This is a genomic window from Providencia rettgeri, from assembly GCF_001874625.1.
Taxonomy (GTDB): Bacteria; Pseudomonadota; Gammaproteobacteria; order Enterobacterales; family Enterobacteriaceae; genus Providencia; species Providencia huashanensis.
On sequence record NZ_CP017671.1, the window covers coordinates 132,957 to 159,701 of the forward strand.

Annotated in this window: 23 protein-coding genes, 1 tRNA gene and 2 pseudogenes; 15 read left to right on the forward strand and 11 right to left on the reverse strand. The window is 37.3% G+C overall.

Annotated elements, in window-relative coordinates; all coding sequences use genetic code 11:
• Positions 1-147 precede the first annotated feature (147 nt).
• Complete coding sequence (locus tag RB151_RS00600; protein WP_042848658.1) at positions 148-1,335, reverse strand: NAD(P)/FAD-dependent oxidoreductase; 1,188 nt, start codon at positions 1,333-1,335, stop codon at positions 148-150.
• Between the two features lie 373 nt (positions 1,336-1,708).
• Here RB151_RS00600 and pitA point away from each other — a divergent pair, with 373 nt between their 5' ends.
• Positions 1,709-3,199 carry an inorganic phosphate transporter PitA gene (gene pitA, locus RB151_RS00605; RefSeq protein ID WP_042848657.1) on the forward strand — a complete coding sequence of 497 codons (1,491 nt, stop codon included), beginning with the start codon at positions 1,709-1,711 and terminating at the stop codon, positions 3,197-3,199.
• Between the two features lie 133 nt (positions 3,200-3,332).
• On the opposite strand, the gene uspB is transcribed toward pitA, so the two are convergent.
• Entirely contained in the window at positions 3,333-3,668 is a 336-nt protein-coding gene (uspB, locus tag RB151_RS00610; protein WP_042848591.1) for a universal stress protein UspB, read from the reverse strand.
• Between the two features lie 563 nt (positions 3,669-4,231).
• Here uspB and uspA point away from each other — a divergent pair.
• Together uspA and gdhA are read left to right on the forward strand one after the other, a co-directional pair.
• Positions 4,232-4,666 carry a universal stress protein UspA gene (gene uspA, locus RB151_RS00615; RefSeq protein ID WP_042848590.1) on the forward strand — a complete coding sequence of 145 codons (435 nt, stop codon included), beginning with the start codon at positions 4,232-4,234 and terminating at the stop codon, positions 4,664-4,666.
• Positions 4,667-4,932: 266 nt separating this feature from the next.
• Positions 4,933-6,267, forward strand: coding sequence for an NADP-specific glutamate dehydrogenase (gene gdhA / locus RB151_RS00620; RefSeq protein WP_048605562.1), 1,335 nt, complete (start codon positions 4,933-4,935; stop codon positions 6,265-6,267).
• Positions 6,268-6,351: 84 nt separating this feature from the next.
• On the opposite strand, the gene rsmJ is transcribed toward gdhA, so the two are convergent.
• Positions 6,352-7,122: a 16S rRNA (guanine(1516)-N(2))-methyltransferase RsmJ gene (rsmJ, locus tag RB151_RS00625; RefSeq protein WP_048605560.1), complete on the reverse strand. Its 771-nt coding sequence runs from the start codon at positions 7,120-7,122 to the stop codon at positions 6,352-6,354.
• Positions 7,115-9,157: an oligopeptidase A gene (prlC, locus tag RB151_RS00630; protein WP_048605558.1), complete on the reverse strand. Its 2,043-nt coding sequence runs from the start codon at positions 9,155-9,157 to the stop codon at positions 7,115-7,117. Before prlC ends, rsmJ begins: the two co-directional genes overlap by 8 nt.
• Before the next feature lie 315 nt (positions 9,158-9,472).
• Between prlC and RB151_RS23265 the strand changes: the two genes are divergently transcribed.
• A tRNA-Sec gene (locus RB151_RS23265) sits at positions 9,473-9,567 on the forward strand.
• Between the two features lie 322 nt (positions 9,568-9,889).
• A pseudogene (locus RB151_RS00640) lies at positions 9,890-10,558 on the forward strand (tyrosine-type recombinase/integrase); the annotation flags it as partial.
• Here RB151_RS00640 and RB151_RS24565 read toward each other — a convergent pair.
• Positions 10,549-10,641, reverse strand: a pseudogene (locus RB151_RS24565) (transposase); the annotation flags it as partial. The pseudogenes RB151_RS00640 and RB151_RS24565 overlap by 10 nt on opposite strands.
• A gap of 882 nt (positions 10,642-11,523) precedes the next feature.
• Here RB151_RS24565 and RB151_RS24570 point away from each other — a divergent pair.
• The 10 genes from RB151_RS24570 to RB151_RS00690 all read left to right on the forward strand — a co-directional run bounded on the left by RB151_RS24570 (position 11,524) and on the right by RB151_RS00690 (position 20,063).
• Positions 11,524-11,742, forward strand: coding sequence for an IS1 family transposase (locus tag RB151_RS24570; protein WP_423810732.1), 219 nt, complete (start codon positions 11,524-11,526; stop codon positions 11,740-11,742).
• Between the two features lie 459 nt (positions 11,743-12,201).
• Positions 12,202-12,465 (forward strand): helix-turn-helix domain-containing protein, encoded by a 264-nt coding sequence (locus RB151_RS00650; protein WP_042848586.1) that lies wholly within the window; start codon positions 12,202-12,204, stop codon positions 12,463-12,465.
• Positions 12,466-12,951: 486 nt separating this feature from the next.
• Positions 12,952-13,503 (forward strand): fimbrial protein, encoded by a 552-nt coding sequence (locus RB151_RS00655; RefSeq protein ID WP_042848585.1) that lies wholly within the window; start codon positions 12,952-12,954, stop codon positions 13,501-13,503.
• Positions 13,504-13,561: 58 nt separating this feature from the next.
• A complete protein-coding gene (locus tag RB151_RS00660) occupies positions 13,562-14,140 on the forward strand; it encodes a fimbrial protein (RefSeq protein ID WP_220129034.1) in 579 nt (192 codons plus the stop codon).
• 70 nt (positions 14,141-14,210) lie between these two features.
• Complete coding sequence (locus tag RB151_RS00665; RefSeq protein WP_071547574.1) at positions 14,211-16,718, forward strand: fimbria/pilus outer membrane usher protein; 2,508 nt, start codon at positions 14,211-14,213, stop codon at positions 16,716-16,718.
• A gap of 66 nt (positions 16,719-16,784) precedes the next feature.
• Complete coding sequence (locus tag RB151_RS00670) at positions 16,785-17,522, forward strand: fimbrial biogenesis chaperone (RefSeq protein WP_048605555.1); 738 nt, start codon at positions 16,785-16,787, stop codon at positions 17,520-17,522.
• Positions 17,523-17,561: 39 nt separating this feature from the next.
• Positions 17,562-17,963 (forward strand): hypothetical protein, encoded by a 402-nt coding sequence (locus tag RB151_RS00675; RefSeq protein WP_048605554.1) that lies wholly within the window; start codon positions 17,562-17,564, stop codon positions 17,961-17,963.
• On the forward strand, positions 17,956-18,489 hold the full coding sequence (locus RB151_RS00680) for a fimbrial protein (RefSeq protein ID WP_042848582.1): 534 nt from the start codon (positions 17,956-17,958) through the stop codon (positions 18,487-18,489). The genes RB151_RS00675 and RB151_RS00680 overlap by 8 nt, the downstream gene beginning before the upstream one ends.
• Entirely contained in the window at positions 18,489-19,031 is a 543-nt protein-coding gene (locus RB151_RS00685; RefSeq protein WP_042848581.1) for a fimbrial protein, read from the forward strand. Before RB151_RS00680 ends, RB151_RS00685 begins: the two co-directional genes overlap by 1 nt.
• A gap of 18 nt (positions 19,032-19,049) precedes the next feature.
• Positions 19,050-20,063, forward strand: a complete 1,014-nt coding sequence (locus RB151_RS00690; protein ID WP_042848580.1) for a hypothetical protein — start codon at positions 19,050-19,052, stop codon at positions 20,061-20,063.
• Positions 20,064-21,026: 963 nt separating this feature from the next.
• Here the strand turns inward: RB151_RS00690 and RB151_RS00695 are convergent.
• Genes RB151_RS00695 through RB151_RS00720 form a run of 6 tightly spaced genes read right to left on the reverse strand, consistent with a single transcriptional unit; the run spans position 21,027 to position 26,732 of the window.
• A complete protein-coding gene (locus RB151_RS00695; protein ID WP_048605551.1) occupies positions 21,027-22,052 on the reverse strand; it encodes a hypothetical protein in 1,026 nt (341 codons plus the stop codon).
• 15 nt (positions 22,053-22,067) lie between these two features.
• A complete protein-coding gene (locus RB151_RS00700; RefSeq protein ID WP_208292499.1) occupies positions 22,068-22,598 on the reverse strand; it encodes a fimbrial protein in 531 nt (176 codons plus the stop codon).
• 17 nt (positions 22,599-22,615) lie between these two features.
• Positions 22,616-23,116: a fimbrial protein gene (locus RB151_RS00705; protein WP_048605549.1), complete on the reverse strand. Its 501-nt coding sequence runs from the start codon at positions 23,114-23,116 to the stop codon at positions 22,616-22,618.
• Positions 23,109-23,519, reverse strand: a complete 411-nt coding sequence (locus tag RB151_RS00710; RefSeq protein ID WP_042848574.1) for a hypothetical protein — start codon at positions 23,517-23,519, stop codon at positions 23,109-23,111. The genes RB151_RS00705 and RB151_RS00710 overlap by 8 nt, the downstream gene beginning before the upstream one ends.
• Before the next feature lie 22 nt (positions 23,520-23,541).
• Positions 23,542-24,252 carry a fimbrial biogenesis chaperone gene (locus tag RB151_RS00715; RefSeq protein WP_042848572.1) on the reverse strand — a complete coding sequence of 237 codons (711 nt, stop codon included), beginning with the start codon at positions 24,250-24,252 and terminating at the stop codon, positions 23,542-23,544.
• 8 nt (positions 24,253-24,260) lie between these two features.
• Positions 24,261-26,732, reverse strand: a complete 2,472-nt coding sequence (locus tag RB151_RS00720) for a fimbria/pilus outer membrane usher protein (protein WP_042848571.1) — start codon at positions 26,730-26,732, stop codon at positions 24,261-24,263.
• Between the last annotated feature and the right edge of the window lie 13 nt (positions 26,733-26,745).

The window sequence follows — 26,745 nt, forward strand, 5'->3', positions numbered from 1 at the left end:
ATTGCTTATTTTAATTCGACCATGACCTCGGCCGCGCTTGGGACTTTTCGGTGATGGCTTTAATCAAGCAATGAGCAGATTGTTTTGGTTGATGGTGAGCAATATCACGCTCACCAATTCGGATGACCGTATTTTTATGTGTTCATCTTAAGGTAAATTTTCAGCGCATGCTGCTGCTGAACTCCATGCCCACTGGAAATTATAGCCGCCTAACCAACCCGTCACATCCATGACTTCACCAATAAAATACAAGCCAGATACTTTAAGCGATTCCATCGTTTTAGATGAAATTTCATGTGTATCCACTCCACCAAGTGTAACTTCAGCGGTACGATAGCCTTCAGTTCCATTAGGTTGTACCTGCCATTGATGTAAGGTGTTATGTAGTGCTTCAACCTGAGGGTGATTAAGTTGCTTTAGTGGACACTCAGGGATTTGCCCTAGCGCCTGTAATACCTCGATTAACCGTTTTGGTAATAATTTAGCCAGTGTATTTTTAAGTGATTGGTTAGGGTGTTTTTGTTTTTCCACCATAATAAAGTCAGTTAATGAAAGGTTAGGAAGTAAGTTAATACTTACATACTCGCCAGGAAGCCAGTAACTAGAAATTTGCAAAATTGCAGGCCCAGAGAGACCACGGTGGGTAAACAAGATATTTTCTTTAAATACGGTCCCATCCATTGCTGTAACCTCAGCAGGAACGGATATACCTGAAAGTACTTGTAATGCTTCTAACAGTGGCTTGTGTAAAGTAAAGGGCACTAATGCTGCGCGTGTAGGAATAATGGTATGCCCAAACTGTTCTGCGAGACGATAACCAAAGGGTGTTGCACCGAGACCGGGCATAGATAACCCTCCGGTTGCAACAACGAGTGAGTGGGCACTCACATTTTCCCCGTTGATAGTAACTAAGAAACCATTATCTGTTTTTTCGACGGCGGTGACTTCACTGCGTAGCTTGATAGCCACATTTGGTAAATCACATTCAGTTTTTAGCATATCGACGATATCTTGTGCGCTATTATCACAAAAAAGCTGCCCTAATGTTTTTTCATGGTAAGCAATATTATATTTTGCGACCAAGGCAATAAAATCCCATTGTGTGTAGCGAGCAAGTGCTGACTTACAAAAGTGAGGGTTACTTGAAAGGTAATTGCTATGTTCTGTGTACATGTTTGTAAAATTGCACCTGCCACCCCCGGACATCAATATTTTTCTGCCGAGTTTTTTTCCGTTATCAAGCACCAGCGTATTTAAGCCTCGTTTGCCAGCGAGTGAGGCACAAAATAAACCTGCTGCACCTGCACCTAAAATAATAACGTCAATATTTTTCACAATAAGGTTCTCTATATATTTGATTTTAAGCATAATTACATTATGAACATAGATATTTTACGTCATCTTGTCATGATTGTAATGTAAAGCTTTGAGGTAGAACTGATGAAAAGTATGTAGGACGTATTATAATTAGAGAAATTCGGCAAAAAATAGCAAATGATGATTATTTTCTGGAAACATCGTTAAAAAGTTGCAAAAATTCAGAATAAATTTGTTTAAGCCAATCTATTGAAATATATGGGGTAATTACTATGAGGTACTTTTTTGATGGGTAGTTAAATCAAAAAAAGGTTAGATTTTGCTTCCACCGCCAGCGTTTGTCACTGATAATGCGCCGCGTTCATGTCCAACATATAATGGCTTAACGTCTATGCTACATCTTTTTACAGGTTTAGAATTTCATACAGGTCTATTATTAGTTCTAGCACTGTTATTTGTGCTGTTCTATGAGGCTATAAATGGCTTCCATGACACCGCTAACGCGGTAGCAACGGTTATTTATACCAGAGCAATGCGGGCTCAGTTCGCAGTTGTCATGGCAGGGGTTTTTAACTTTTTCGGTGTCTTGCTGGGAGGGTTGAGCGTTGCGTATGCAATTGTCCACCTCTTACCAACAGACCTCTTGCTTAATGTGAGCTCAGCTCACGGCCTTGCAATGGTTTTTTCATTGCTTCTGGCTGCAATCATTTGGAACCTTGGAACGTGGTACTTAGGTATCCCTGCTTCAAGTTCACATACGCTGATCGGGGCGATTATCGGGGTGGGTTTAACCAACGCGATTGTAACTGATTCATCTGTAGTTGATGCCTTGAACGTACCGAAAATGATCAGTATTTTCATGTCATTGATTTTATCTCCCGCAATTGGTTTTGTGATAGCTGGTTTGATGATTTTCTTTTTGCGCCGTTATTGGAGTGGCACAAAGAAACGTCGTCGAATTCACTTAACCCCAGCAGAACGTGAGAAAAAAGATGGGAAGCGTAAGCCACCATTTTGGACGCGTACTGCATTGATTTTATCTGCGGTTGGTGTCAGTTTCTCCCATGGTGCGAACGATGGCCAAAAAGGCATCGGTCTTATCATGCTGGTGCTAATTGGTGTTGCGCCAGCGGGCTTCGTGATGAATATGAATTCAAACGGCTATGATATCGCTAAAACGCATGATGCGGTTGTCCACCTGCAACAATACTATGAAACACATAAACCAGCGTTAAACCATGCGATAGAAAATGCCCCTGTGGTGGCTGAAAGCAGCGATGAGCCCGGTGGTGAATTCCACTGTGATAGTTCCCGTACTGGTGCGATTTTAAATCAAGCGCAAACCATGCTGGATGGCATTCAAAGCTATGAAGAGCTAACGCCTGATCAACGTAATCATGCACGTCGTTTATTGATGTGTATCTCTGATACCGCAAATGCTGTTGCTAAGTTACCAGAAACGAGTTCGAAAGATGCGAGTTTACTGAAAAAATTGAGTAATGACTTGCTGTATACCGTTGAGTATGCGCCACTTTGGATCATCATTGCTGTTGCCTTAGCGTTATCGTTAGGTACCATGTTTGGTTGGCAGCGCGTTGCTGTTACCATTGGTGAGAAAATTGGTAAGAAAGGCATGACTTATGCGCAAGGTGTTTCCGCGCAAGTCACGGCGGCGGTTTCCATCGGTGTTGCAAGTTACACTGGGATGCCTGTTTCAACGACGCAAGTTTTATCTTCAGCAGTCGCTGGTACCATGGTTGTCGACGGTGGTGGTGTGCAAACTAAAACCATCAAGAGCATTGCTTTAGCGTGGCTACTGACTCTGCCTGTCTCAATTGTGTTATCTGGCGGTTTGTACTGGCTATCATTGCTGTTTATCTAACAGCGCTTAACTTGGCTTCATATCGTTTGTATGGGGCCTTTAAACGTTACATGAACATAGTAATATAAATATACGAAAGAGTGATGGCCTTACGGCCATCACTCTTTTTTTATCGTTAGGTGGGTGAATATTATTAACCTGTCACTAATAAGTAGATTAGGCTTACAGCAACAAGAATGCTAAGTCTACTTATCATCATAAATTGCTTACGAATTCGCTCACAGCGTAAAATGACTTCTGGGTCGTAGTGGTCAATATATTGTTTATTATTGATGTACCTAACCAATCGCAGCTGTTTGTTCAGTTGACCATGGGTGGTAAAAAACCCATTACCATCAACGGATTGGTAGAGCAGAGGGTCTGAATCCCTTAAAATGGACAATAAAACACGAATTGAAGAAAAATACCGCATCATATTCAAGATACATAAAATACATAATGCCCAAAACAATGCAATCATACTGAACATAATCCCCTCCTTAGAACCTAGGGGCTATTGACCTTTTGATTGGTTCTCTCAGCAGCAAAGCTATCGCTTTACCGTAATGCTATTGATTTTCATGCCTTGTATTAATGAGAAGTGACCAGCAAAGTTCAACTGCGCCTAGCTCACTGCAATTGTCACAAAGGAAATACAGCAAAACGTTGCACTTAAACTAAGTTTTTTTATTGTAGGATATATTCTTGCTTAAAAAAAGTGCAGCGGGCACAAAATTATGATGACTATTTGTTTATATTGAGAAAATTGTCAGTAGTTTCTATGTATGTTCGTCTAAAATATAAAAGAGCATGGGAGAATGTTTTACGCAATTTTAGTGTATCCTTAGCTCAAATTGTTTAGGCAAATATATTAATATTGAATGAATGATGTTATTGTTTTATAAAATGTTATATGAACTGATGATTTAAAGGTTAATCTGCTTAGATGTGATCAAAGCAACACTTAATAATCACAATTTGCAGGTATAGTATTCATAAAGATGTGGTGAAGGCATAACCACTGGATAATCAGCATTTGGAAGGAGTTTACTTATGGCTTACAAACATATTCTTGTGGCGGTAGATTTATCACCTGAAAGTAAAGTATTACTGGATAAGGCTGTCTCTATGGCAAAACCTTACGGGGCCAAAGTATCCATGATCCATGTTGATGTGAACTATTCGGACCTCTACACAGGTCTTATTGATGTCAACCTTGGTGACATGCAACAGCGTATTACGGATGAAACTCGTAACGCTCTGAAGGACTTGTCTGCAGGTGCAGATTATGAAATCCAAGAAACTCTTAGCGGTAGTGGTGATTTAGGCCAAGTACTGGTTGATGCGATTAAAAAATATAATATGGATTTAGTCGTCTGTGGTCATCACCAAGATTTCTGGAGCAAGTTAATGTCATCTGCTCGTCAGCTAATCAATACAGTTCATGTGGATATGTTGATTGTGCCATTAAATGACGATGAAGAATAAGTCACATCGCTAAATTAGAAAAATTATTCACTAAAAACGCTTGCTTATGCAGGCGTTTTTTTTGTTACAAAATATGTACTTCGAGGTGGTTATTGGCAGGTCAAGCGATTTATTTTGCATTACAGTGAAAAAAAACCTTGAATTTAGAATACAAACTAATGATATATTCAATAGGCAAACACAAATCAACCTCACATTTCCTAAAAATAATGACAAGAAAGAGTGAGGCACATCACAACAACTACATGTTAAAAAGGAAGACATAGATGACACAATCACTATCTTCGTTCTTGGAGTCTGTCCAAAAAAGAGATCCTTCACAGCCTGAGTTTTTACAAGCTGTGCGGGAAGTATTCACTTCTCTTTGGCCTTTTTTAGAACAAAATGCAAAGTATCGTGACCAAGCATTACTTGAACGCTTCGTTGAACCTGAGCGCGTTATTCAGTTCCGCGTATGTTGGGTTGATGACCACGGCAAAGTGCAAGTGAACCGTGCTTGGCGTGTTCAATTCAGTTCAGCCATTGGGCCATTCAAAGGTGGAATGCGCTTTCACCCATCCGTTAACTTATCAATTCTGAAGTTCTTAGGCTTTGAGCAAACACTGAAGAATGCGTTAACAACATTACCGATGGGCGGAGGTAAAGGGGGGTCTGACTTCGATCCTAAAGGGAAAAGCCATGGTGAAGTGATGCGTTTTTGCCAAGCCTTGATGACTGAATTATATCGCCATATTGGCTCAAACACTGACGTACCTGCTGGGGACATTGGTGTGGGTGGACGTGAAGTCGGTTTCATGACCGGTATGATGAAAAAACTGTCTAACGACACCTCTTGTGTATTTACGGGTAAAGGTCTGTCTTTCGGTGGGAGTTTGATCCGCCCAGAAGCGACTGGCTATGGTTTAGTTTACTTTACTAATGCGATGTTAAAACGCCATGGCTTAGGTTTTGATGGTATGCGAGTTGCTGTTTCTGGTTCAGGTAACGTAGCACAGTATACGATTGATAAATGCATGGAACTGGGTGCTAAAGTTGTCACAGCTTCTGATTCAGGCGGTACTGTGGTGGATGAAGCTGGTTTCACAACAGAAAAACTGGCTCGTTTAGAAGAAATCAAAAATAACTATGGTCGCATTGAAGAGTATGCCAAAGAGTTTGGTTTAACTTACTTAGCGGGTCAGCAACCGTGGAATGTGCCAGTGGATATTGCGTTACCTTGTGCAACACAAAATGAGCTAGATATTGATGCTGCAAAAGTGTTGATTAAAAATGGGGTCAAAGCAGTCGCAGAAGGGGCGAATATGCCAACAACCATTCCGGCAACGGAGTTGTTCCTAGAAGCGGGTGTTTTGTTTGCGCCAGGTAAAGCCGCGAATGCGGGTGGGGTGGCAACGTCAGGTTTAGAAATGGCGCAAAATGCGGCTCGTCTCAGTTGGAAAGCTGAAAAAGTAGATGCTCGCTTACATCACATCATGCTGGATATTCACCAACACTGTGTTGAATTTGGGGGTGAGGAGAAACAAACAAACTATGTTCAAGGCGCTAACATCGCAGGCTTCGTGAAAGTCGCAGATGCAATGCTTGGGCAGGGTGTGTTGTAATTCTCTGACCTGTAAACGTACGCGAAAGGGCGGCTGTATTATATTGATAATTTCACCTGTACATACGCCCTTCGCCGTTACGTTTTAGTCACTATTTTTAATGCACGGATATATATCAAATCGATGGCTTTTTGTCGTAATTGCTGAAGGCGCTTTTTGTCCCGCTAGGGGCTCTGCGTAATCAGGGCGTTTAACAACCACTCTTCGTTTTGCTAAGGCGATAGCTGGTGCGAGTAAGGAATCCGCATCATCATCAGCCCCTACCAATGACTGAAACACTCGCATTTCTTTCTTAACTAAAGCGCTTTTTTGCCGATGTGGATACATTGGATCAAGGTAAATAACATCGGGTGCGTGAGTCACTTCTTTTAAAGCGGTAATGCTAGAAGCATGGATCAAAGACATACGCTCTTTTAACCACTCTCCAATTTCAGCGTCTTGATAGCCTCGCTGTAGGCCATCATCTAATAATGCAGCCACAACAGGGTGGCGTTCTAACATACGGACACGGCAGCCTAGAGAGGCTAAAACAAAGGCATCACGGCCAAGGCCAGCCGTCGCATCTATCACGTCAGGAAGATAATCTTTTTTAATTCCAACAGCTTTGGCGACAGCTTCACCACGACCACCACCAAACTTTCGTCGATGAGCCATGGCTCCTGACACAAAATCCACAAAAATCCCCCCGAGTTTGGGTTCATCCAGTTTACGTAGTTGTAAGTTTTCAGGGGTTAGTACCAGAGCCATCACCGCGTTAGGGGTATGAGAAAGCTGCCATTTTTCAGAAAGTTGGGAAAGGGCGCCGCGATCGGCACCCTCTTCACAGATCAATTGGATCGCAGTGCTATTAGCCATGAATACCATAGCTCTTTAACATCGCGTCTAGTTCTGGTTTACGGCCACGGAAGCGCTCAAATAGCGCCATTGGTTCTTCAGAGCCGCCGCGGCTTAAAATATTGTCAAGGAATGACTGACCAGTTTGGCGATTAAAAATACCTTCTTCACTGAAACGCGAATATGCATCTGCGGCTAAAACATCTGCCCATAAATAGCTGTAATAACCCGCAGCATAACCCCCTGCGAAGATATGGCTGAAGGCATGCGGGAAGCGTGCCCATTTAGGTGAAGGCACTACCGCGACTTTATCTTTAATGGCGTATAAGGTTGGCATAACTTGAGCCCCTTTAGCTGGGTCATATTCAGCATGCAAGGTGAAATCAAATAAACCAAACTCTAATTGGCGTAGCACAAACATTGCAGATTGGTAGTTTTTCGCAGCCAGCATGCTACTTAGCATTTCTGCAGGTAATGGTTCGCCTGTTTCATAATGCCCTGAAATAAACTCGAGTGCTTCAGGTTCCCAGCACCAGTTTTCCATAAACTGACTTGGTAGTTCTACCGCATCCCATGGTACCCCATTGATCCCTGCAACATCAGCAACATCAATCTTCGTTAACATATGATGTAAGCCATGACCAAACTCGTGGAATAGTGTGATCACCTCATCATGGGTAAAGAGTGCTGGCTTATCACCTAATGGTTTGTTGAAGTTACAGGTTAGATAAGCAACTGGGTTTTGTAATGAACCATCTTTATGCACCATACGGCCCATGCAGTCGTCCATCCAAGCTCCACCACGTTTGTGTTCACGTGCATAGAGGTCTAGGTAGAAGCTACCGCGTAAAGTATTGGTATCATCGTATAACTCAAAGAAACGCACATCTTTATGCCATGTTTCTACATCATTGCGTTCTTTTGCCGTTAACCCATAAATACGGTGAACGACTTCAAATAAGCCATTAAGGACACGTTGCTCCGGGAAATAAGGGCGTAGTTGCTCATCACTTAATGAGAATTTATGCTGTTTCTGCTTTTCGCTATAATACGCTAAGTCCCAAGACTCTAGGGTATCGACACCATAATGCTGTTTTGCAAAGGCGGTTAATTCAGCAAGTTCATCTTTACCTTGCTGGTGGGCGCGTTGTGCTAAGTCATTTAAGAAGCCTAATACTTGCTCTGGTGATTCTGCCATTTTTGTTGCCAGAGATTTATCAGCGTAGTTTTTAAAACCTAATAATTGAGCAAGTTCATGGCGTAATGCCATTAACTCATCAATGAGTTCGCTGTTATCCCATTTACCGGCATTTGGCCCTTGGTCTGAAGCACGAGTGCTATATGCATGGCTCATTTCACGGCGCAATTCTGCGTTGTCGGCGTAAGTCATGACAGGTAGGTAGCTTGGCATATCGAGGGTTAATAGATAACCTTCTTCACCTTTGGCTTCTGCCATGGCTTTAGCTGCCGCGATGGCGCTTTCTGGCATACCCGCTAATTCTTTTTCATCTTTAATGAGTTTCGTCCACCCCATGGTGGCATCAAGCACATTATTGCTAAATTTAGAGGCAATCTCTGACAAACGCGCAACAATTTCACCATAACGTTGCTGTTTTTCAGAGGGTAAGCCAATTCCAGATAGCTCGAAATCACGTAAAGTATTCTCGATAGATTTCCGCTGTGATTGGCTGAGTGAGTTAAATTCAGCGCCTTCTTTTAATGATTTATAGGCTTGATATAAAGGTTCGTGCTGACCCATCCACGTACTGAATTCAGACAGCAGCGGTAAACATTGTTCATAGGCTTCACGCAACTCAGGGCTATTTTTTACCGAATGCAGGTGGCTCACTGGCGACCAAACTCTGGAGAGTTTATCGCTGGCTTCTTCTAACGGTTGGCACAGGTTATCCCAAGTATATTGGTCTGTGGCATCAAGGAGGTTTTCAACTGTTTGACGGTACTCGGTGAGTACGTGCTCGACAGCAGGAAAAACATGTGCAGGCTCTATAGTAGAAAAGCGAGGTAGGGCAGAATCGGTTAATAATGCATTTGTCATAAAACATCCTGTGATTGCAGGCTTGTGCTCGTAGGCCAAGGCTTACTGTGTTGACAATAAAAGTTAAATGGTGAATTTATACCCAAATACGATTGGTGTATGGGGCATAAAATTAGCGCACCATTATGAATATAAGAAAGTATATGGGGGCAGAAATGTAAACCTCAATATCAAGATAACGTTTTTTCTTATCAGCGCTTATCAATAAGTGGGGTTTTTATTAGCTTTTATCAATAAAGGTGATAGTTGCAGTTTCAATGCTTTAGAAAATAATGGATTCAGTCTATAATCATGCTCCAATCTATAGATTATAGAGGAAGATCGTCGTCTCCGGTGAGGCGGCTGGATTTCAAATCCAGTTGGGGCTGCCAGCAGTCCCGGGCAGGTTCGACTCCTGTGATCTTCCGCCAAACGCAGTTTCTAAATTTCTCCCAAAGTCTATATTTCCCTTTTAAATCAATAAGATTAATCATCTCGAAGTCTGTCTGATTCTCCCCTTGTTTACTGGTTTCTACCCCTGTTTGGGGGCAAAATTGGGGGCATAATTTTCCCCTATTTTTGGATGCCCCCACAATGAAGCTTTACGCCTGCCAGGTAGCGGCCTCAAGGCCAATGGTAACCCCCTATAAAATGACCGATGGAGGGGGGACACACTAGTTTCATTAGCTGATGCACGAAAAAATTGCTGGTTCAAAATAAAGTTCAAGTAAATAAAAACATTTAGCCTCTGAAAGTACCTTTGAAGCAGTAGCTCGTGAATGGCACACTTCTAAAGCAGATCTCTGGTCACTACGTTATCGTGATGAAATTATTGATACTATTGAAAAGGATATCTTTCCTTATATTGGTGAGCATCCGATAGCAGAGATTAAACCCCTAGAGCTACTTGAAACCTTACATAAGATGGAAAAACGCGGAGCCTTAGAGAAGATGCGCAAAGTCCGCCAGCGCTGCGGTGAGGTCTTTCGCTATGCCATTATTATGGGTCGAGCGCAATATAGCCCAGCTCCTGATCTGGCTTCTGCTCTAACTCCACCTAAAAAGCAACACTTCCCATTCTTAACAAATCAAGAACTGCCATATTTCCTAAAAGATTTAGCTGGTTACACTGGCAGTATCATCACCAAAACAGCGACTGAAATTATTTTGCTAACGGCTGTTAGAACGCAAGAACTCCGCTTTGCTCGTTGGCAGGATATTGATTTAGAAAAAGGGGTTTGGGAGATACCAGCTGAAGTAATGAAAATAAAGCGACCGCATGTTGTACCGTTATCAAAGCAGGTTATCGAGCTATTTAATTCACTCAAATTACTATCAGAGTGTTATGAGCTTGTGTTTATAGGCCGTAATGACCATAGAAAACCAATCAGTAAGGAAAGCGTAAATCAGGTTATTGAGTTGCGGATTTTGTGAATGACGCACAACTGAACTTTCGTTTGAGGATAGATACAGTTAATAGCATCAGGAAAGCTGGTTAGCCCATCAGTACCGATAAGGCTAGGCTTATGATTGCTAAAGTGTTCCAACAGGGTACCGTGCTTTATTTATCGATAACTTCACCTATATGTTCTTCAATGAAGTGAACCTGTATAAGATGTTTTGCGATATCGGCGACAACGGGGGATTTCATGTTGTGGGCCCTCTAGTCATTAGGGAGCTTTATTCATTTCGTACTGGGCACAATGATGTCAGAAGTGTGTGAGGATCTTCACCTCATCAGCCGAACCCTTCACCGCTCTCAAATAGTTGGGATGCGTTCATCTCATTTTTCAAGAACTAGCCTAAAAACGAGTATTAAGATTATCAATAAGTCAAATGACACCAACTGTCTGGAGATTTAAGGGGGCGGTTTAGTTAGATGAAATTATTAACACGCGTAACAAGTGTAAGTAATTGCAAAAAAGTAATGGTTGATGTATGTGAAAGAAATGTTGTTAAGTATGAATTAATAACACATTATTTTTAACCTATTGATTTTTATCGGGTAAAAATAATTGTAGTATGAATAAATATGACAAGAAATAACTGACTATTAAACTTGGTATATTCGATAGATTTCTCCTGCTTTACAGCCTATGTGAGTAATTATAGTATTTATGTGAGCTAGAGTTCAAAAGACAAAAAGATTTAATTACCGTATTCATAAATATATAGTGGTTTTATCTAGGTAAATTTAGCTATAGTTCGTATCTAAAATTTAATTCTATTGTTATTAATATTTAATCACAGGGCTTCTTTTTAATTTTTTCTTTAAATTACGACTTAGTTGAGGATTTACCCAGTGAAATTAAATAAAACTCTTATGGCTATTGTAGCAGCGGCAACGATGGTTATGGTATGTCTGGTCACTTCAGTTAAAACATATAGTGGCGCATGTCTTGGGCTCAAGGAGCCGTAAGAGCCAGCAAAAATTATTAAGGTGGCTTTCTAAGTTTGATATTCAGTTTTGGTGTACCGATAATTACCTAGCATACCAGTTATTACCAAGGGAAACTCACTCGATTGGTAAACGATTTACACAGGGAATAAAACATCAAAATTTGAACTTAAGAAACAAGATAAAAAGGCTGAACAGAAAAATATAGAGGTATTCAAGAACTGTTGAAATGATTGACAAAATCATTGGTACTTTCATTGAAAGAGAACATTACATTTAACCAAATTAATACATTGAATACTCGACCCAAAACTAGAAAAAGTGGTGGCTACATTTAAATAATCACTAAATAACTAGCCATATAGCGACTTATTTTTATTGGAGTTACAATTCCTTACAATATTTAGCGTAAGTAAAGCCTGAGGGTTTTATTAACAAAAATTTAACATGGTTATTTGTATATTGTTGTTTAATAATTGTTTTTTTATACCTTTTTATTTTTAACAACCTTAATTAGTAAAAAAATACCTATTAACTTTGTAGCTAATTTTTTTAAATAATTAATTTATTTTTTTGTTTTGGTTTAACTCAGATTTTTTGTATCCTATATTGAGTTAAACGATTGGTGTCTTATTTCATTTAATACGTCAACGTCAATGGTGCTTTAATGAGAAATGAAATTTTCAATTCACTTTCTATTCTAAGTGATAGAGATAACATAGTTAATGTCGTATCAAAAAACATTGGAAAAAAAATAAAAAAACTTAGATTGAAATATAACTTAAGTGGCTCTAATTTAGCTAAGGTTATTGGCATATCGCAACAACAATTATCTCGGTATGAGAATGGTCAAAGTGATATATCAACATCAAAAATAATGATTATTTCAATTTATTTTAATGTTGATGTTAGCTATTTTTTTGATGAATAAAAATCATACAACACCATGTGTTAAAGCTTAATGAATTGGAGCCTATTACAATGAAAATTAAAGGCTATTTACGAAAATATATTGGTTTGTTTTTAAGGTATACCCGTAAAAAATCATTATTCTTCAATCAAGTTGGTTATCTAGTTCATTTAAGTTAGCAGCAGGTTTCTCTCTATGAACTTGGTATTACAATAATTAGTGTCGAGATGTTGAAATTTTTTAATTGCATTAGATAGAAATTGGTCGGAATTACTTTTCAAGGTAATGGCTGATCGTTCTGATTAAATAAGAAAAATTAAAAATAAGTTACCATTAGAAACAATTTTAATTAAAAAATTTAAATTAGAAGGTTAGCCTTCTATTTATTAGTCGCCTTTTCTTTAAGTCTAGGCAAGGGAAACCTTTCCCATTTTATGAGTGACTTTGTCATTTGATATTAGTAAGCGTTCAATATATTAAATCTATTTACATATTAAGGAAATAATAATGAAATTATCTCAATTAGCTGTTGCTACTGTATTTGCTGCATCTGTTATTCCATTTAGCTCAATGGCTGATAACACAGGAACAATTGATTTTGTTGGTTCAGTTGTGAATACACCATGTAACATCCAACAATCATCATTAAAACAAACTGTTGATTTCGGCCAATTATCTCGCAAAGCCTTACAAAGCGGTAAAGCGGCAGAAGCAAACTTTGATATTAAATTAACTGGTTGTGATTTCGCTAATTTCGGCGAAGTTGATAGCGAAAGCGGTAATGCTGCTGGTGTTAAAACCATGGACTTAGTATTTACTGGCCAAAACTATGTGAATGGCGGTGAAATGCTTTCTACATCAACAGGTAACGCAAATAACTTAGGTATCGTGATTGATGGCTTCAAATTTGGTGTTGCAAAAGATGTATTACCTACCGGTAACACTGATGGCGATGTGACTTTATCTTTCAAAGCATTAGCTAAAGCAATTGATAAAACTAAAGATGTTGCAGAAGGTAAATTTACCGCTGTTTCAAACTTCCGTATTACTTATCAGTAAGCACTTTGAATAGCCGCCAATTTTTGGCGGCTACTTAATGCATATAAAGGAAAACAAAGTGCTTACTTATCTATTTGATATTCGAAAATTTGTGCCTGTTCTACTCATCTATTTTTGTGGATGCTTCACCGTATTTGCAGAAAAGGACATAGGGGTACGACATGAAGGAACGACTCAGATGATTGGCAGCGTTATAGCGACACCTTGTTCGATTATGATGAAAGATCGTTTTCAAACGGTAAATTTTTCATCATTAGCATTGAATTTATTATCAACAAAGGTATCCCGAGAAGAACGCAACCAGCTTTTTGAGATTGAATTAAGTAATTGCGGTAGCCTGTTTTCCTCTCTTGATAGCAAAACATGGGTAATACGTTTTGATGGCCATCGTGCAAACCAGATGAATGCTTTTGTCTTACAAGGCCCCTCTGAAGGACTAGGCGTTTCTGTTCTTGACAGCACAATGCAAGCCTTAATCCCTGGGGAAAGCTATTCACTATTCGGCAGCGTATTAAGACAAGGTAAGGCAGGACAATCACTTGTGCTTCGCTATTTTTTACAACTTGAGCTAACGGGAAAGCCTCTCCAAGCAGGCCGTTATCAAGGGTTAATTCGTTTTTTCATCGATTATCAATAAAACAAAGATAAAAACAGTCAATCCTATTGCATTGGCTAGTATTTCTTGTTGTTCTCGGAGTGGTATAAGCATGAAGTTCACATATTGTAAAGTTGGGCTGGCCATCTTAGTGGCATTAAACTTTAGCACGTTGACTGCTTATGCCTCAGAGTTTAATACGGATGTATTAGATGCTGAAGATCTCCAAAACGTCGATATGAGCCAATTTGCTGTCGCGGGGTATGTCCCCCCAGATAATTATGTCCTAACTATTTTTGTTAATGGGCAGCGTTTAGGCGCACCTCGGGATATTACGGTTTTTGAACAAAGCACCCCCGAGCAAACCTTGCTACAAACAACGTGTCTACCTGCTGATTTGCTTGATCTCATTGGGCTAAAAGAGACAGCAAAAGAAAAAGTCCATCTTTCGAATAATGACCAGTGCTTGAATTTATCAGCCCTAACAGGAGTCCAACTAAAAATTGAACTCGCAACATTATCCTTAAAAATGACAATCCCTCAGTTTTGGATGGAATATCGTGATCCTGACTGGGTGCCACCTGCATTATGGGAAGAGGGTGTTAATGGTGCCTTAATCGACTACAGTGCAAACATTTCTGTCACAAAAGAAAATACAGGAAGCAAACGCACTTATGCTTCGACGAGTGGAACCGCTGGCATAAATTTAGGCGCTTGGCGTTTTCGCGGTGATTATAATGGCACTTACCAGAAGCAGCAAGGAAATCGCCAATCATCACAAGAAACAAAGCAATTTGATTTTAGTCGCTTGTATGCATTTACTTCTATTAAGTCTTTATCGGCTATTTTGACGTTAGGTGAAAACTATTTTTATTCTAACGTCTTTGAGTCTTGGCAATACACCGGACTTTCATTAGAAAGTGATGACCGTATGCTACCCCCGAAACTGGTGGGATACGCCCCAGAAATTATTGGGGTTGCAAATACCAATGCAACAGTTATTGTTCGCAGCAAAGAACGTGTTCTGTTAGAAACAACCGTACCACCTGGGCCATTCCGTATCCAAACACTGGATAGTGGAGTTCGTGGGGTTTTGGATATCACCGTCCGTGAAGAAAACGGTGAAGAAAAGAAATTCAGTTTAAATACGGCCTCACTACCTTATTTAACCCGTCCAGGGCGACTCATTTATAAATTTGTTGCAGGTAAAACGCGACTTAGCGGTCATCAGCTAACAGGAAACCCTGTTGCAGGTGGGGAATTATCATATGGTTTATCAAATGAATGGTCACTTTATGGTGGCTCCCAACTTAATACTGATTACCAAACCGCTGCTATTGGTATTGGGCGAGACCTATTCGCGTTTGGGGCACTGTCATTCGATGTGACACAGTCAGTTGCACGCTTTACTCAAGAAACCCTGCAAGGCCGCTCATATAGGTTAAATTACTCAAAATCTTTTGATGCATTACGCACAGATATTACCTTTGCGGGTTATCGCTTCGCAGATAAAAACTACCGAACACTCAGCCAATTTATGGATGAAGTCAGTTCAGGTTATGTCTCTCGTGCACCAAAAGAAAATTATCAAATCTATTTGAATAAATATTTCGATAATTTTAATTTTTCACTGAATTATCAATATAGCACGTATTGGCATGACAAATCACAAATGCAATATGGCTTATATGCAAGTACCAATATCAGTCTTCCTGCACTTTCCCAGCAAGATGCGACGATATCGTTATCTGCAATTCGCACTGAGCGAGACAGTGGCTATAAAGATGATGCAGTGAACCTTTATTTAAGTATTCCACTTTATAACGGTCACAGTGTGTCATTGTCTGAATCTTATACTAAGACGGGAGAGTATAACCAACATAACCATAGCGCTAGTTATAGCGGCTATAACGATCGTGATAGCTACAATGTCACTGTGGGTTATAACCATGGGCAATTATATGATAGCGAATCGAGCATCAGTGGTTATTACTCCCGAGATCTCTCCCAAGCTAATATTTCAGCAAATGCAAGCTATGTCCCTCAACAATATCGCAGTGTTGGTCTGTCTATTAATAGTGGGATAACCGCGACTTCACATGGTGCTGCACTGCACCGAGGTTCAAGTGGAGATACTCGATTAATGATTGAAACTCCCGGTGTTGGTGATGTGCCACTCGATAATGGCACGATAAAAACGAATCGATTCGGTTTAGCTGTTATCCCTAATGTTAGCAGTTACCGTAAAGCTAACGCATCAATTAATACCAGTAAATTGCCCGATAATTTAGAAACGTTGGGGGCATCAACGGACATCACTCTCACAAAAGGTGCGATTGGCTACCGGAGTTTATCCGTAATGAAAGGAGAAAAACTCTTCGCTATTTTATCATTGGGCAATGATAAAACGCCGCCATTTGGTGCCAGTGTTCGCAACCACAATAACCTTGAATTAGGCATTGTCGGGGAAGATGGTGTGACTTGGTTAGTGGGAATATCGCCTAAGGAAAATTTACTTGTTTATTGGGGAGGGCAAGCACAGTGCCAATTGTCACTTCCTGAAAATTTAGATACATCAACCAATATGTTGTTACTGCCCTGTGTATCAATAAAGAAATAACTATTCGAATCTATTTAAAACCATTCGGATTAGCTGCACACATTTAATTTATTTATGAGGTTTATTATGTTGAGTTTGTTTTTACGTTCGTGGGTATTTCCCTTTTTTCTGCTTACGACAGTATTTTTATCCGTTAGCGCACACAGCGCTGTGACATTGGATAGGACACGAATTATTTTTCCTGCATCCGATAAATCAATTAATGTCACCATTACAAATGATAATCCAGAAGAAGCTTATCTTGCACAAAGCTGGATTGAAGATATTGAAGGGAATAAATTGACTAAAGGCGCAATTTTAGCGACACCGCCATTACAGCGCATTGAGCCGACGAGTAACAGTTTGGTCCGTTTAAGCACCACGCCTGAGCTGAGCAAATTACCGCAAGATAGAGAATCTGTTTTTTATTTTAACTTACGCGAAGTGCCACCTAAATCGAATGACGGAAATATATTGCAAATCGCATTGCAATCCCGAGTGAAATTATTTTATCGCCCAAAAAGCATTTTATCGGAATCAGAAACTAAGTGGGCACATAAAGTCACTTTAACAAAAATCGCTAATGGCTATCGTCTCAATAATACCACCCCATTCAACTTAACTGTGATTGGCTTTGGCAATAGCAAAAATCAAGCAGAAAAAAATGCGTTTAATGTTGTCATGGTGCCACCAAAATCTGACCACGACATTATATCACCATCATTATCAACGCCTTATCTAACTTATATTAATGATTATGGTGGTAAACCTACGCTCGTATTTCAATGCCAAGGTTCAATCTGTACTGTTTCTGGAGAGGAGTAACATTGAGTGAAAGCTAGCATATTAATAAGGAAAACAAACATGAGCAGCCCGCGAAAAACACCTCTAGGACTGTTTATTATCATGATAGTACTGTGTTTTCTTTCTAGCATAAAACATGTCGCTGCTAGCTTGCCAACTAACTCAATCAGTTACGGCCAGATTCAAGTATACGCGCAATTGATGAATACAGCTTGTAACCTAAGTATACGCGGTGCAAAAGAGGTCACGCTGACAAATTGTGGTGCTGGTAGTGCATTTGATGATCTTAATTTAATCAATTCAGCTGTACATACCCCTGTCACCTTACAATTTTACGATACCGAAAAATCGTTATTTTACCCAAGCTATCTCACTTATTTAACAAACGGTGATAATAAAATAGCCTTACCACAGCAAATTGATTACCACAATACCTTAAGATTTGAGGTGAGCTATGAATAGAAAAAGCCGATTGAATTGGGTATTTTATCTCTTGTTATTCACTTTCCCTGCATTAGCTTATAGCGAGGAAGGACTTGATATGGAGTTTCGCGGTGAGCTTGTCAATACAGCTTGTCAAGTTACAACCGAATCTTTAAATCAAAAAATAAAAATTTATAACCTACGCTTAAAGACAATTAATGAAGGAATACCGAGCGCAACAGAACCTTTTTCAATTTTTATTGAAAAATGCAGCGAAACAGATTTAAAAAAAATAATCAAGTTAACATGGAAAAGTAATAAATTAACCAATATTGATGGTGATTCTTTTTTAAATACGCAGGGTGATAGCGGTGTTTTATTGGGGATAACAGATAAAGATGATTCTTTAATTGTTTGGAATCAACAAATTAACTTTGGTATCGTGCCTGAAGTAGGAAATACACAAGAACTTAATTTTGGTGTTTTTGTTCGTAAGCCTAAATCCGGAGATGCAAAGACAGGTGATTTTTTAGCCTCAGTAACCTTTACTGTGGAGTATGAATAATGGATATCATTAAAAAATATTTTAAATTCTGGGTTGGTATACTTTATTTCTGCACCTTCTCTTCCCTTGCTGTTGATGTTCCAATAAAAATATCAGGTACTGTCAAAGTACCACCTTGTATTATTAATAAGAATGAAAAAATTATTTTTAACTTTAAAACCGTACAAATAGATAAAGTTAATAACCATGATAACTCAATCACTAAAGAAATATCTATTGATTGCCAATATTACCAAGGAAAGCCTTATATCAATGTTGTCGGTGATAAATTAGCGAATGCGCCTAATAATGTATTAAATACTAAAGGAAATACAGGGTTAGGGATTGCTTTATATCAAGGAAATTCAGTTAATAATACTTACCCGCTTATTATTGGAAACAATATAAACAGCCTAGGAAATGAAATTATTAATGGATTAAGTGGAAAAGGTCAAAAAAATGGGATCTTTTCTATAACTGCAGTTCCCTATGCATTAAATACTAGTAATTTAGCACCGGGTAAATTTGAATCTACTGCAAAAATAGTCATCACCTACAATTAATAATGACTTGGAATTGACATGATACTTAAACCTCATTTTTTTATCTTAATTTTATTAAACATATTATTTTTCCCTGTCACCAGTATTGCTGGGGATTATCGCCATTTTATTTGGACAATGACAAGTCCAGTAAAAACAAACGATATGTTGATTAATTATAATGATATGACTACCTCTGCATCATCAATAATGTCTGGTGGGCTGAATGGCCTTTATAATGCAAGAAGTGTCTATACAAGATGTAAAGGAACTAATGACAAATTAAGTGCAACCCAAGAAAAAACCGCTTGGCTTATTATGCAAAATAGAGTGTACGTAAATAATGTCCCTATTTCATTGAATATCGACTCTTATAACAGTTGGACTTATCCAGCACAGTCGCAAATTTCAGGATATATTTCCAAGATAAACCAAATTACAATTAAGACCGATGTCGGGGGCTGTTGGACTCTTGGCTCAATGATACCTGTAGACTTTCATTGGCGTAGTGCAAGAATAACAGCAACCTTATCGCAAGGTAACCTCGCTCCAGGGATCTATAGGGTTCCCGTGGCCTATTACTATGCGTTTGAAGAAAATAAATTTACAACTCCTGAAGAGAAAGGCCCCTCAGCAGATGTGCCCAATTTAATCGTAGGAGGCCTTGGCCGACGTGATTCATTTACATTAATTATTGATGTAAAATCTAAGTGTGATTTCAACAGTAACCAACTGCAATTAACTCATGATATTACATTAGGGGATGAGTCTAGCTATAAAAGTAACGTAACAAATTACAGTATCTCTTGCAGTGCATCAACGCCAGTAAAAATGGAATTAATTGGGACAAATAAACCCACAGGGAAAAGTGCTAACTTCACTAAATGTGGTGAAGGAGATTGTGAGTTACAATTTAGCGATGGAAAAACAATCAGTGAGGAGAAAGTCACAGGGAAAAAAGACTACCTTATTAATTCAACATTTCACCCTGACGATAAAACCAAAACAGGCTCATTTCAAGGAGCAGGGATTTTAAGAGTCACAATACAATAAAAAATAAGGTTAAATACCAAAAAGTTCTATTTTGTTGAACTTCCTAGTGCTTACTTTCCTATTTATAAGTAGTTGTTAGGTACTATCATGGATTGGTATTGGCAATTTTTTTAGGATAATATTCCTATCGCGCCATGAAAATCTTGAGAAAAGTATAGAGAATTATTATAACCAACTGGCCATGTATGTTTTCATAAGCAAGCGCCTCGTCTGAGCGAGGCGATAACCTTAATAGGCTTCGTTTAAAGAGCGAATGAAATAACCGAAATACTATTAAGAGAAAAATAGTGAGTATGCAGGTAGATTATATGATTTTTTGAAACGTATAATCTACTGTGTATTATGATGGGTTATGATTACTAGATGTGAGTTAGTTAAAAATATTGTTTTTGTATAATAACCATACCCACAACTCACTCATTAACCTCTTAATCAGATTATGAATTTAGGTATGATTTTTGTCTTGAGGGCATTAATGAGGGCAATGCTATTTATCCAACTAAGTAAACCCATTTAATATCAACGTCATTACCTATTAAATACGACTCCTGTAATAGCCATTCAAGTTCAATATACCTCCATTGAAGGCAATTAAATCCTTTAAATTCAATGCAGATTTAGATATATTTGATAAATAATATTAAATATAAACACACAAAATAGAGGGGCTTATAACTAACACCGCCCTAATTTAAGAATCCTGTTTTATTAACTTATCGATATACGTAAAGAAATTTATACTACGAACATGATAGAATTATTAAATAGTGTTGTTCGTTACCCGATTAAAAAATCATCGGGTAATTTTTTTTGGGTATTTAACAGGCATGAATTTACCATAAAAGTGAACTATGCTGATATAAAATTATCTACAGGTTCGATTTTTATCTAAAAACACTTGTATTATATACTTCTGCATATTTTTAATTATTTAAAAATTAAAGTATGTTAAATAAGTTAATATTAAATATACTCAAAAATTAAGACCCCACCACCACTGATGTTGCCAAAAGATACATTGGATCTACTTTTTCCTAATGTAATTCCTATATCTAGTGTTTTATTAGTAATACTTTGAAGTGTCGTGATTAATTGCTTTTTACCATCAACTGCCAACTCACCGTACCAACCAGATGACACATTTCCTAAATCTAAACTTGTACGAGTTGGATTTGCACTATCAATAGGTTTTGAGGGCTGGTAAGTTACTTTAATATTTCCAGGATAAGTACAGCTAACGGTTACACTTTTAGTTAGATTTACTCCATCAGCTATTGATTGTGGTAAAGAACCAAAATTAAAATCTAGTTGAGTCTTATCTACACGACAAGTATTAATAACGGTTACATTAAAAGTAAGTACAGCTGAGTTTTTAGGTTGGATAAGCGCAACAGAACTTAACCATTTAGCTGGTATATTTGGGTTTCTGACACCAAATAAAGTCGTGTTTACTTTAATAATATGCGGTGTATTTCTAATTGGGAGATTAGTATTACTGATTAATGTAATAGGAGTTTCTCCACTAAATGATTGTGGCGTATAAGGGGTTCGCGAACAGGTTGCACGGCCAACATTACCTGAGCTTTGCCCTATCTGTGCATATTGTGTATTTGGATATCCATTGATTGTACCTAATGATTGGGGTAATAAAATTCTAAAAGTAAATTTTTCATTGGTAATAGGATCTACATAATCCACTGTATTTGGTGCAATCACATATTGCATATTAGTTGAATTAGGTGAATTCCCGTATGGAGGACATGCACGAGATCCCCATGCATACTCAGTCATTTTTCCTCCCATACTACTTAGCTTAGCTCTTAACGTTAAATTGACACCATTAAAGTTAGCGCCCGTCCAAGTTGTATCAGCTGTAAATTGAGTACCACTATACCCCATGACTGTCCAGTCATCTGGATCACCAGCATTGCTAATACTAGAAATAGCCAGTAGTGAAGCAGGTAACAAATAAAAAACGGTTTTCATCATAAAATATAATCCAAATTATAAATAACTCATTAGGATAGCAACAGTACTATCGAAGCTACCTTCCGTTAATAGTAATTTATTGGGGGTAATTAACGAAGCTCGAAGGATAAATGAGCCTTGTAGCTCATTACTACCAAAAGGAATCCATTTATTTAAATCAAGATTAGCATTACTCTTGGTTAAAGAGATTCCCAGTCCATTCTTTGATGTTCGTAATACGTTGTTACCAACTTGTGTATAGACACCATATTTAGTTGGATATAGATACAAGTTCATAACTTTATTAGCTGGAACTGAACTTCCTGTACAGTTATATTTTAACTGAATATCCTTATAGGCTGTTCCATTTTCAACTTCAGAGAAGTCAACATTATCAAAATTTATAAATAATGGTGATTCATTATTTTCACCTAAAATAGTACAAACAGGAGCAACTATAGTTGCTGTAATATTAATTTTTACATCAGCACGGCCATTATTAAAATCAGCAGCAGTTACTACTCTAGAAAAAAGTAATAATAATAAGAGCGACTTTCTTATTTTCATTATATAACTTCCTATTATTAGTTATAATTAACCATAATGCTTGCAGTTCCATGTACGGTTCCTGGTCTAGCAACGTCACCTTTTTTTAGATATGTATTCAGTACTAACTCTGCTTTATTTTCTGAACTCACTCTAACCTCAAGTGGTTGATTAAACGAAATTAGTTCGCCATCAAGGCTCTCAAGACCAACGATTAGACCTGTTCCTCCTTGTGTTGTTAAATAATCAATTCCATTTTGTTTATATATATTTGTAGAAGATAATGAAATTTTTATTATTTTATCCATCATAGTAGGCGTACAGTTTTCAAATTCAATTTTTAATGGTTTTTTATCTGAAATATTGCCATTAACCTCAATATAACCTAGTGAATAAGGAATGAATTGAATGGTTATCTCTGACTGTTTAATTTCACATTTTTTATCAATTAGATTTCCATTGAAATTAATAAGCAAATCACTCGAAAAAGCAATAGGAGTCATAGTAATAATTAATATGGAAAATATGAATTTAATCATAATTTAACTCCATGATAGCTGAGCTGCCTTTAGTATTTTTATTTTGTATATAAAGTATGTTTTTACCAGAATAAAGTGGATGATAAATATCATATACTGTAGTTGTTATGTTGTTTTTTTCGATCAATTTAGCCTTGGCTTGTAAAGGTATTTTAATATTTTGATTATTTACTAAACATTGTTCTAGTTCAATAAAAAAAATATCGTTATTATATTCATCATCCAAAATAACGCACGGAGAGTACATTAATCCTACTTTAAAATGCAGTTTTCCACTTAAACTATCCATTTTAATAGCCGATGTTACATCATGTGATGGAAAAGAACGATTTTCATCATATTGACTAGCTACACTGCTTAATGAAATAAAAAGTGAGAAAAATACTACAGAAAAATATTTCATTGTACCCTCATTTTATAACTGGCTATTGTTGACTATCAGCTTTGCATACTGATGATTTGCAGTTAAAGGAAACAGTTGGTCTACCACCGTAATCATTTATGTAGGTTAAGTACGGTTTCTGGAAATGTGTACTTTTAACTTGATGACTTCCAAAAGGGTCAATCATAAATGAATCAAATGCGCCATTTTCAGATTTGTTTTTGTCACCCGCTAACCCAATGACCGTTAAATAAAATGGAGAGGTATTTTTAATAATATACCCATCATTTACTGTATTCAGCTCTAGATCTAAGGCCCAATCAGTTTTTGCTTTATCTAAAATAGGCTCTGGGCGATAAAATAATTTAATTCTTGATTGTAATGCAACTTGCATTACGTTTGGCTTATCGCTTTTCGGTGGTATCTCTCTTAAATTAAAATAATAAATGGACTCTCTATCTTTAGGTAATTTAGATACATCCGTAGTTGAAATTCTAATCATGCTTTTTATATTCGGTTCTAAGCGCTGAACTAACGGTGTCGCAATTAATGGTCCTGTTGTAATTTTATTTCCATCTTTATCGTCAATCCAAGCTTGAGCTAAATATGGCAAGGTGTCACTCTGGTTTTCGATATTAATAATTACAGGGGTAGAATCACCTTCTACTATTGCTCTGGTTCTATCAAGAGATACTGCCGCTATGCTATTTTGTGCTACCAATAATAGCGGAAGTAATAAAAATTTATTTTTCATAAAATTCTCTACTTTTTGCAAATTAAAATAATTTGGTTTGCATTATCTAAATTGGGTAATGTTGTATTACACTGATTTTTATTAGACCAATTGATATTTAGCCTTTCTTCAGATTGAACAGCTGTTAACCATACTAATCCGTTATCGCTAATTATCCCGACTTCTCTACCTTTTTCATTTAGTACTTGAGCACCAAATGGAGGAGAACCTGAATTATCTGCCATTTTAATAGTTGCAAATAATTTGAATCCCTTATCTGCACTTATTTTTCTGTATCCAATTGCACCTTCTGTTAATGCAATATCATATATCGTATTTGATGACTCAATATTATCTGGTAATTTACTCATATCAACATTATAGCTATTTTTGTAATAGCTGGTCATATTCGGAATAACTCCGATCCCTATTCCATTTGTTACTGTTGAACCATTATTTAAAGGAACATCAGCGATATTATTTGTATCTATCATTAACCTAGCTGCAGATGAATATGATGAGCTATGTAAAGCAATACCATGCTGTGTTAATGTTACACCACCATTTAACCCCATACCTAAGCTAGAATCACCTTTATCTGAGATTGAAATATTACTATTTAAAGACGCATAACGAGTTGATAAATCATACATACCAGCTAGCGTACTTTGTTTTTTAGCATCCTTACCATAACTTGTTGATGCGCTTAAGTTATAGTAATCATTATCCTCAGTTAAGGTAGATACAGAAACACGCGAATTATAGGTGTCATTATATTTCATTGTGTCAAAAGTGTAGAACTGCTTGCCAAATGGAACTGAAAGCATCAAGCTAATTTGGTCATCATATTTATTTTGGTAATAACTTCTATTTGCTGATAGCGTTATACTTCCTCCTTGTAAATTTAAATAAGGAATATTAACGCTTTTACCTATATTTAGGCCGTATTGATGAGTTTGACCTCGATCCCAATACTGTTGTAATTGATAATTTAAATTTATATTAAATTCACCTAGACGCTTTGAAAGACTTATTTGATAGCGTTCTTTTTCATTATCAATAAATTTATTATTTCTTAAATCTAAATATTGAGACATAGTATAAAATTTTCTATCAGTAAAACGATACCCCGCAAAAGTTAGATCCATATCGTAATCATCAAAAGTTTTAGAGTAATTAATACTATATGAGTTACCTGATGGACTATCATGATCTAACTGCGAAAAAGAGCGAGCTATATTTACAGATAAAGCACCAAACTGATTCATAAATCGGCCAAAGCCTAATGAAACTTGTTGATAACCTTGGCTTATATCTGAGGCTGCATTTAATGACCAATTATTATTTAAACCATGTGAGACTTCTCCTCTGAAGAAAAAAACACCTCTATATACTGAATGGTCTCGTTTAATTGGTTGCCCTGCAGTTACATTATATCGAGTAGTTCCAGGACGAGTTAAATAAGGCACATTGGAACTATTAACAATAAACTGTTGTTCAGATCCATCTTGCTCAATAATTTTTACGTGTAATTCACCACGAGTACCACTATTCAATGATTGAATTTTAAATGGACCAGCAGGTACATTGCCATCATATATTACCCTTCCTAATTGAGTAATAACAACGCGAGAATTAGTTTTAGCTATTCCTGTAATTTCAGGAGCATATCCTCTTAGTCTAGGAGGTAACATTGAATCGTTTGTAAATAAAGATAATCCTGTAAATCTAAAAGGTTCTAGTATCTGTGATGGTGTTGTACTTTCACCCACGACTAATTTAGCATCTAATGCTTTAATATTTCTATATAAATAAATTGCATTAAATAAAAAATTACGAATTGTTGATGTTTGGCTATTTGACTCTTGTCTTTGATAATTACCATAATATTCACTTCGTAAACGCCAAGCACCCATATTAGCACCAAGATATCCACTGATCGATGCAATTTGATTTTTTAAACTGTCATTATCGCTATATTGATAGTTGGCATTGTAATCTAATAATAACCCGCTGATCCCTTCATCCCAAAGGGTTTTGGGTAACCAGTTTACATCCATATACTCTAAATATAATTGAGGTATATTTATGATTACCGTTCCCTCAGGTAAATTAGGAGTAACACTAACACCCTTCAAAGCCAAGAAATTAATACATTCCCCGTTATTCCAATAGGTCAGTTCTTTCACATATTTTTCTTTAAGGCCTAAACTATTAATATAGTCTTTATCAATACATATATCACTCACAGAATCATCATTATCATTAGCTATAATTTTAATAGGAGAGGCCGATTGAGTTAATTGAGTACTATTAATAATTATATTAAAAAAATAAGTTCCAGGAAGAATAAAATTTGGATTTTGAAACCTTGATACGTCAATATTCGCTTTATCTGTGCTATCAAGTATATCTGTATTGAACTCTACAGAATAGGATACTTTGTTAAAAAAAAGCATCGACACCATTAAAATGGTCATTTTTTCTTTTATTGATAACATCGTAAATACTCAT

Excerpts from the sequence above, each read along its gene's own strand:
- RB151_RS00720 (WP_042848571.1), bottom strand. The coding sequence starts at position 26,732 with ATGTTATCAATAAAAGAAAAAATGACCATTTTAATGGTGTCGATGCTT.
- RB151_RS00680 (WP_042848582.1), top strand. The coding sequence starts at position 17,956 with ATGAATAGAAAAAGCCGATTGAATTGGGTATTTTATCTCTTGTTATTC.
- rsmJ (WP_048605560.1), bottom strand. The coding sequence starts at position 7,122 with ATGGCTAATAGCACTGCGATCCAATTGATCTGTGAAGAGGGTGCCGAT.
- RB151_RS00655 (WP_042848585.1), top strand. The coding sequence starts at position 12,952 with ATGAAATTATCTCAATTAGCTGTTGCTACTGTATTTGCTGCATCTGTT.
- RB151_RS00675 (WP_048605554.1), top strand. The coding sequence starts at position 17,562 with ATGAGCAGCCCGCGAAAAACACCTCTAGGACTGTTTATTATCATGATA.
- RB151_RS00665 (WP_071547574.1), top strand. The coding sequence starts at position 14,211 with ATGAAGTTCACATATTGTAAAGTTGGGCTGGCCATCTTAGTGGCATTA.
- RB151_RS00695 (WP_048605551.1), bottom strand. The coding sequence starts at position 22,052 with ATGATGAAAACCGTTTTTTATTTGTTACCTGCTTCACTACTGGCTATT.
- RB151_RS00705 (WP_048605549.1), bottom strand. The coding sequence starts at position 23,116 with ATGATTAAATTCATATTTTCCATATTAATTATTACTATGACTCCTATT.
- RB151_RS00685 (WP_042848581.1), top strand. The coding sequence starts at position 18,489 with ATGGATATCATTAAAAAATATTTTAAATTCTGGGTTGGTATACTTTAT.
- RB151_RS00715 (WP_042848572.1), bottom strand. The coding sequence starts at position 24,252 with ATGAAAAATAAATTTTTATTACTTCCGCTATTATTGGTAGCACAAAAT.
- pitA (WP_042848657.1), top strand. The coding sequence starts at position 1,709 with ATGCTACATCTTTTTACAGGTTTAGAATTTCATACAGGTCTATTATTA.
- gdhA (WP_048605562.1), top strand. The coding sequence starts at position 4,933 with ATGACACAATCACTATCTTCGTTCTTGGAGTCTGTCCAAAAAAGAGAT.
- RB151_RS00710 (WP_042848574.1), bottom strand. The coding sequence starts at position 23,519 with ATGAAATATTTTTCTGTAGTATTTTTCTCACTTTTTATTTCATTAAGC.
- RB151_RS00690 (WP_042848580.1), top strand. The coding sequence starts at position 19,050 with ATGATACTTAAACCTCATTTTTTTATCTTAATTTTATTAAACATATTA.
- RB151_RS00670 (WP_048605555.1), top strand. The coding sequence starts at position 16,785 with ATGTTGAGTTTGTTTTTACGTTCGTGGGTATTTCCCTTTTTTCTGCTT.
- uspB (WP_042848591.1), bottom strand. The coding sequence starts at position 3,668 with ATGTTCAGTATGATTGCATTGTTTTGGGCATTATGTATTTTATGTATC.
- RB151_RS00700 (WP_208292499.1), bottom strand. The coding sequence starts at position 22,598 with ATGAAAATAAGAAAGTCGCTCTTATTATTATTACTTTTTTCTAGAGTA.
- prlC (WP_048605558.1), bottom strand. The coding sequence starts at position 9,157 with ATGACAAATGCATTATTAACCGATTCTGCCCTACCTCGCTTTTCTACT.
- RB151_RS00650 (WP_042848586.1), top strand. The coding sequence starts at position 12,202 with ATGAGAAATGAAATTTTCAATTCACTTTCTATTCTAAGTGATAGAGAT.
- uspA (WP_042848590.1), top strand. The coding sequence starts at position 4,232 with ATGGCTTACAAACATATTCTTGTGGCGGTAGATTTATCACCTGAAAGT.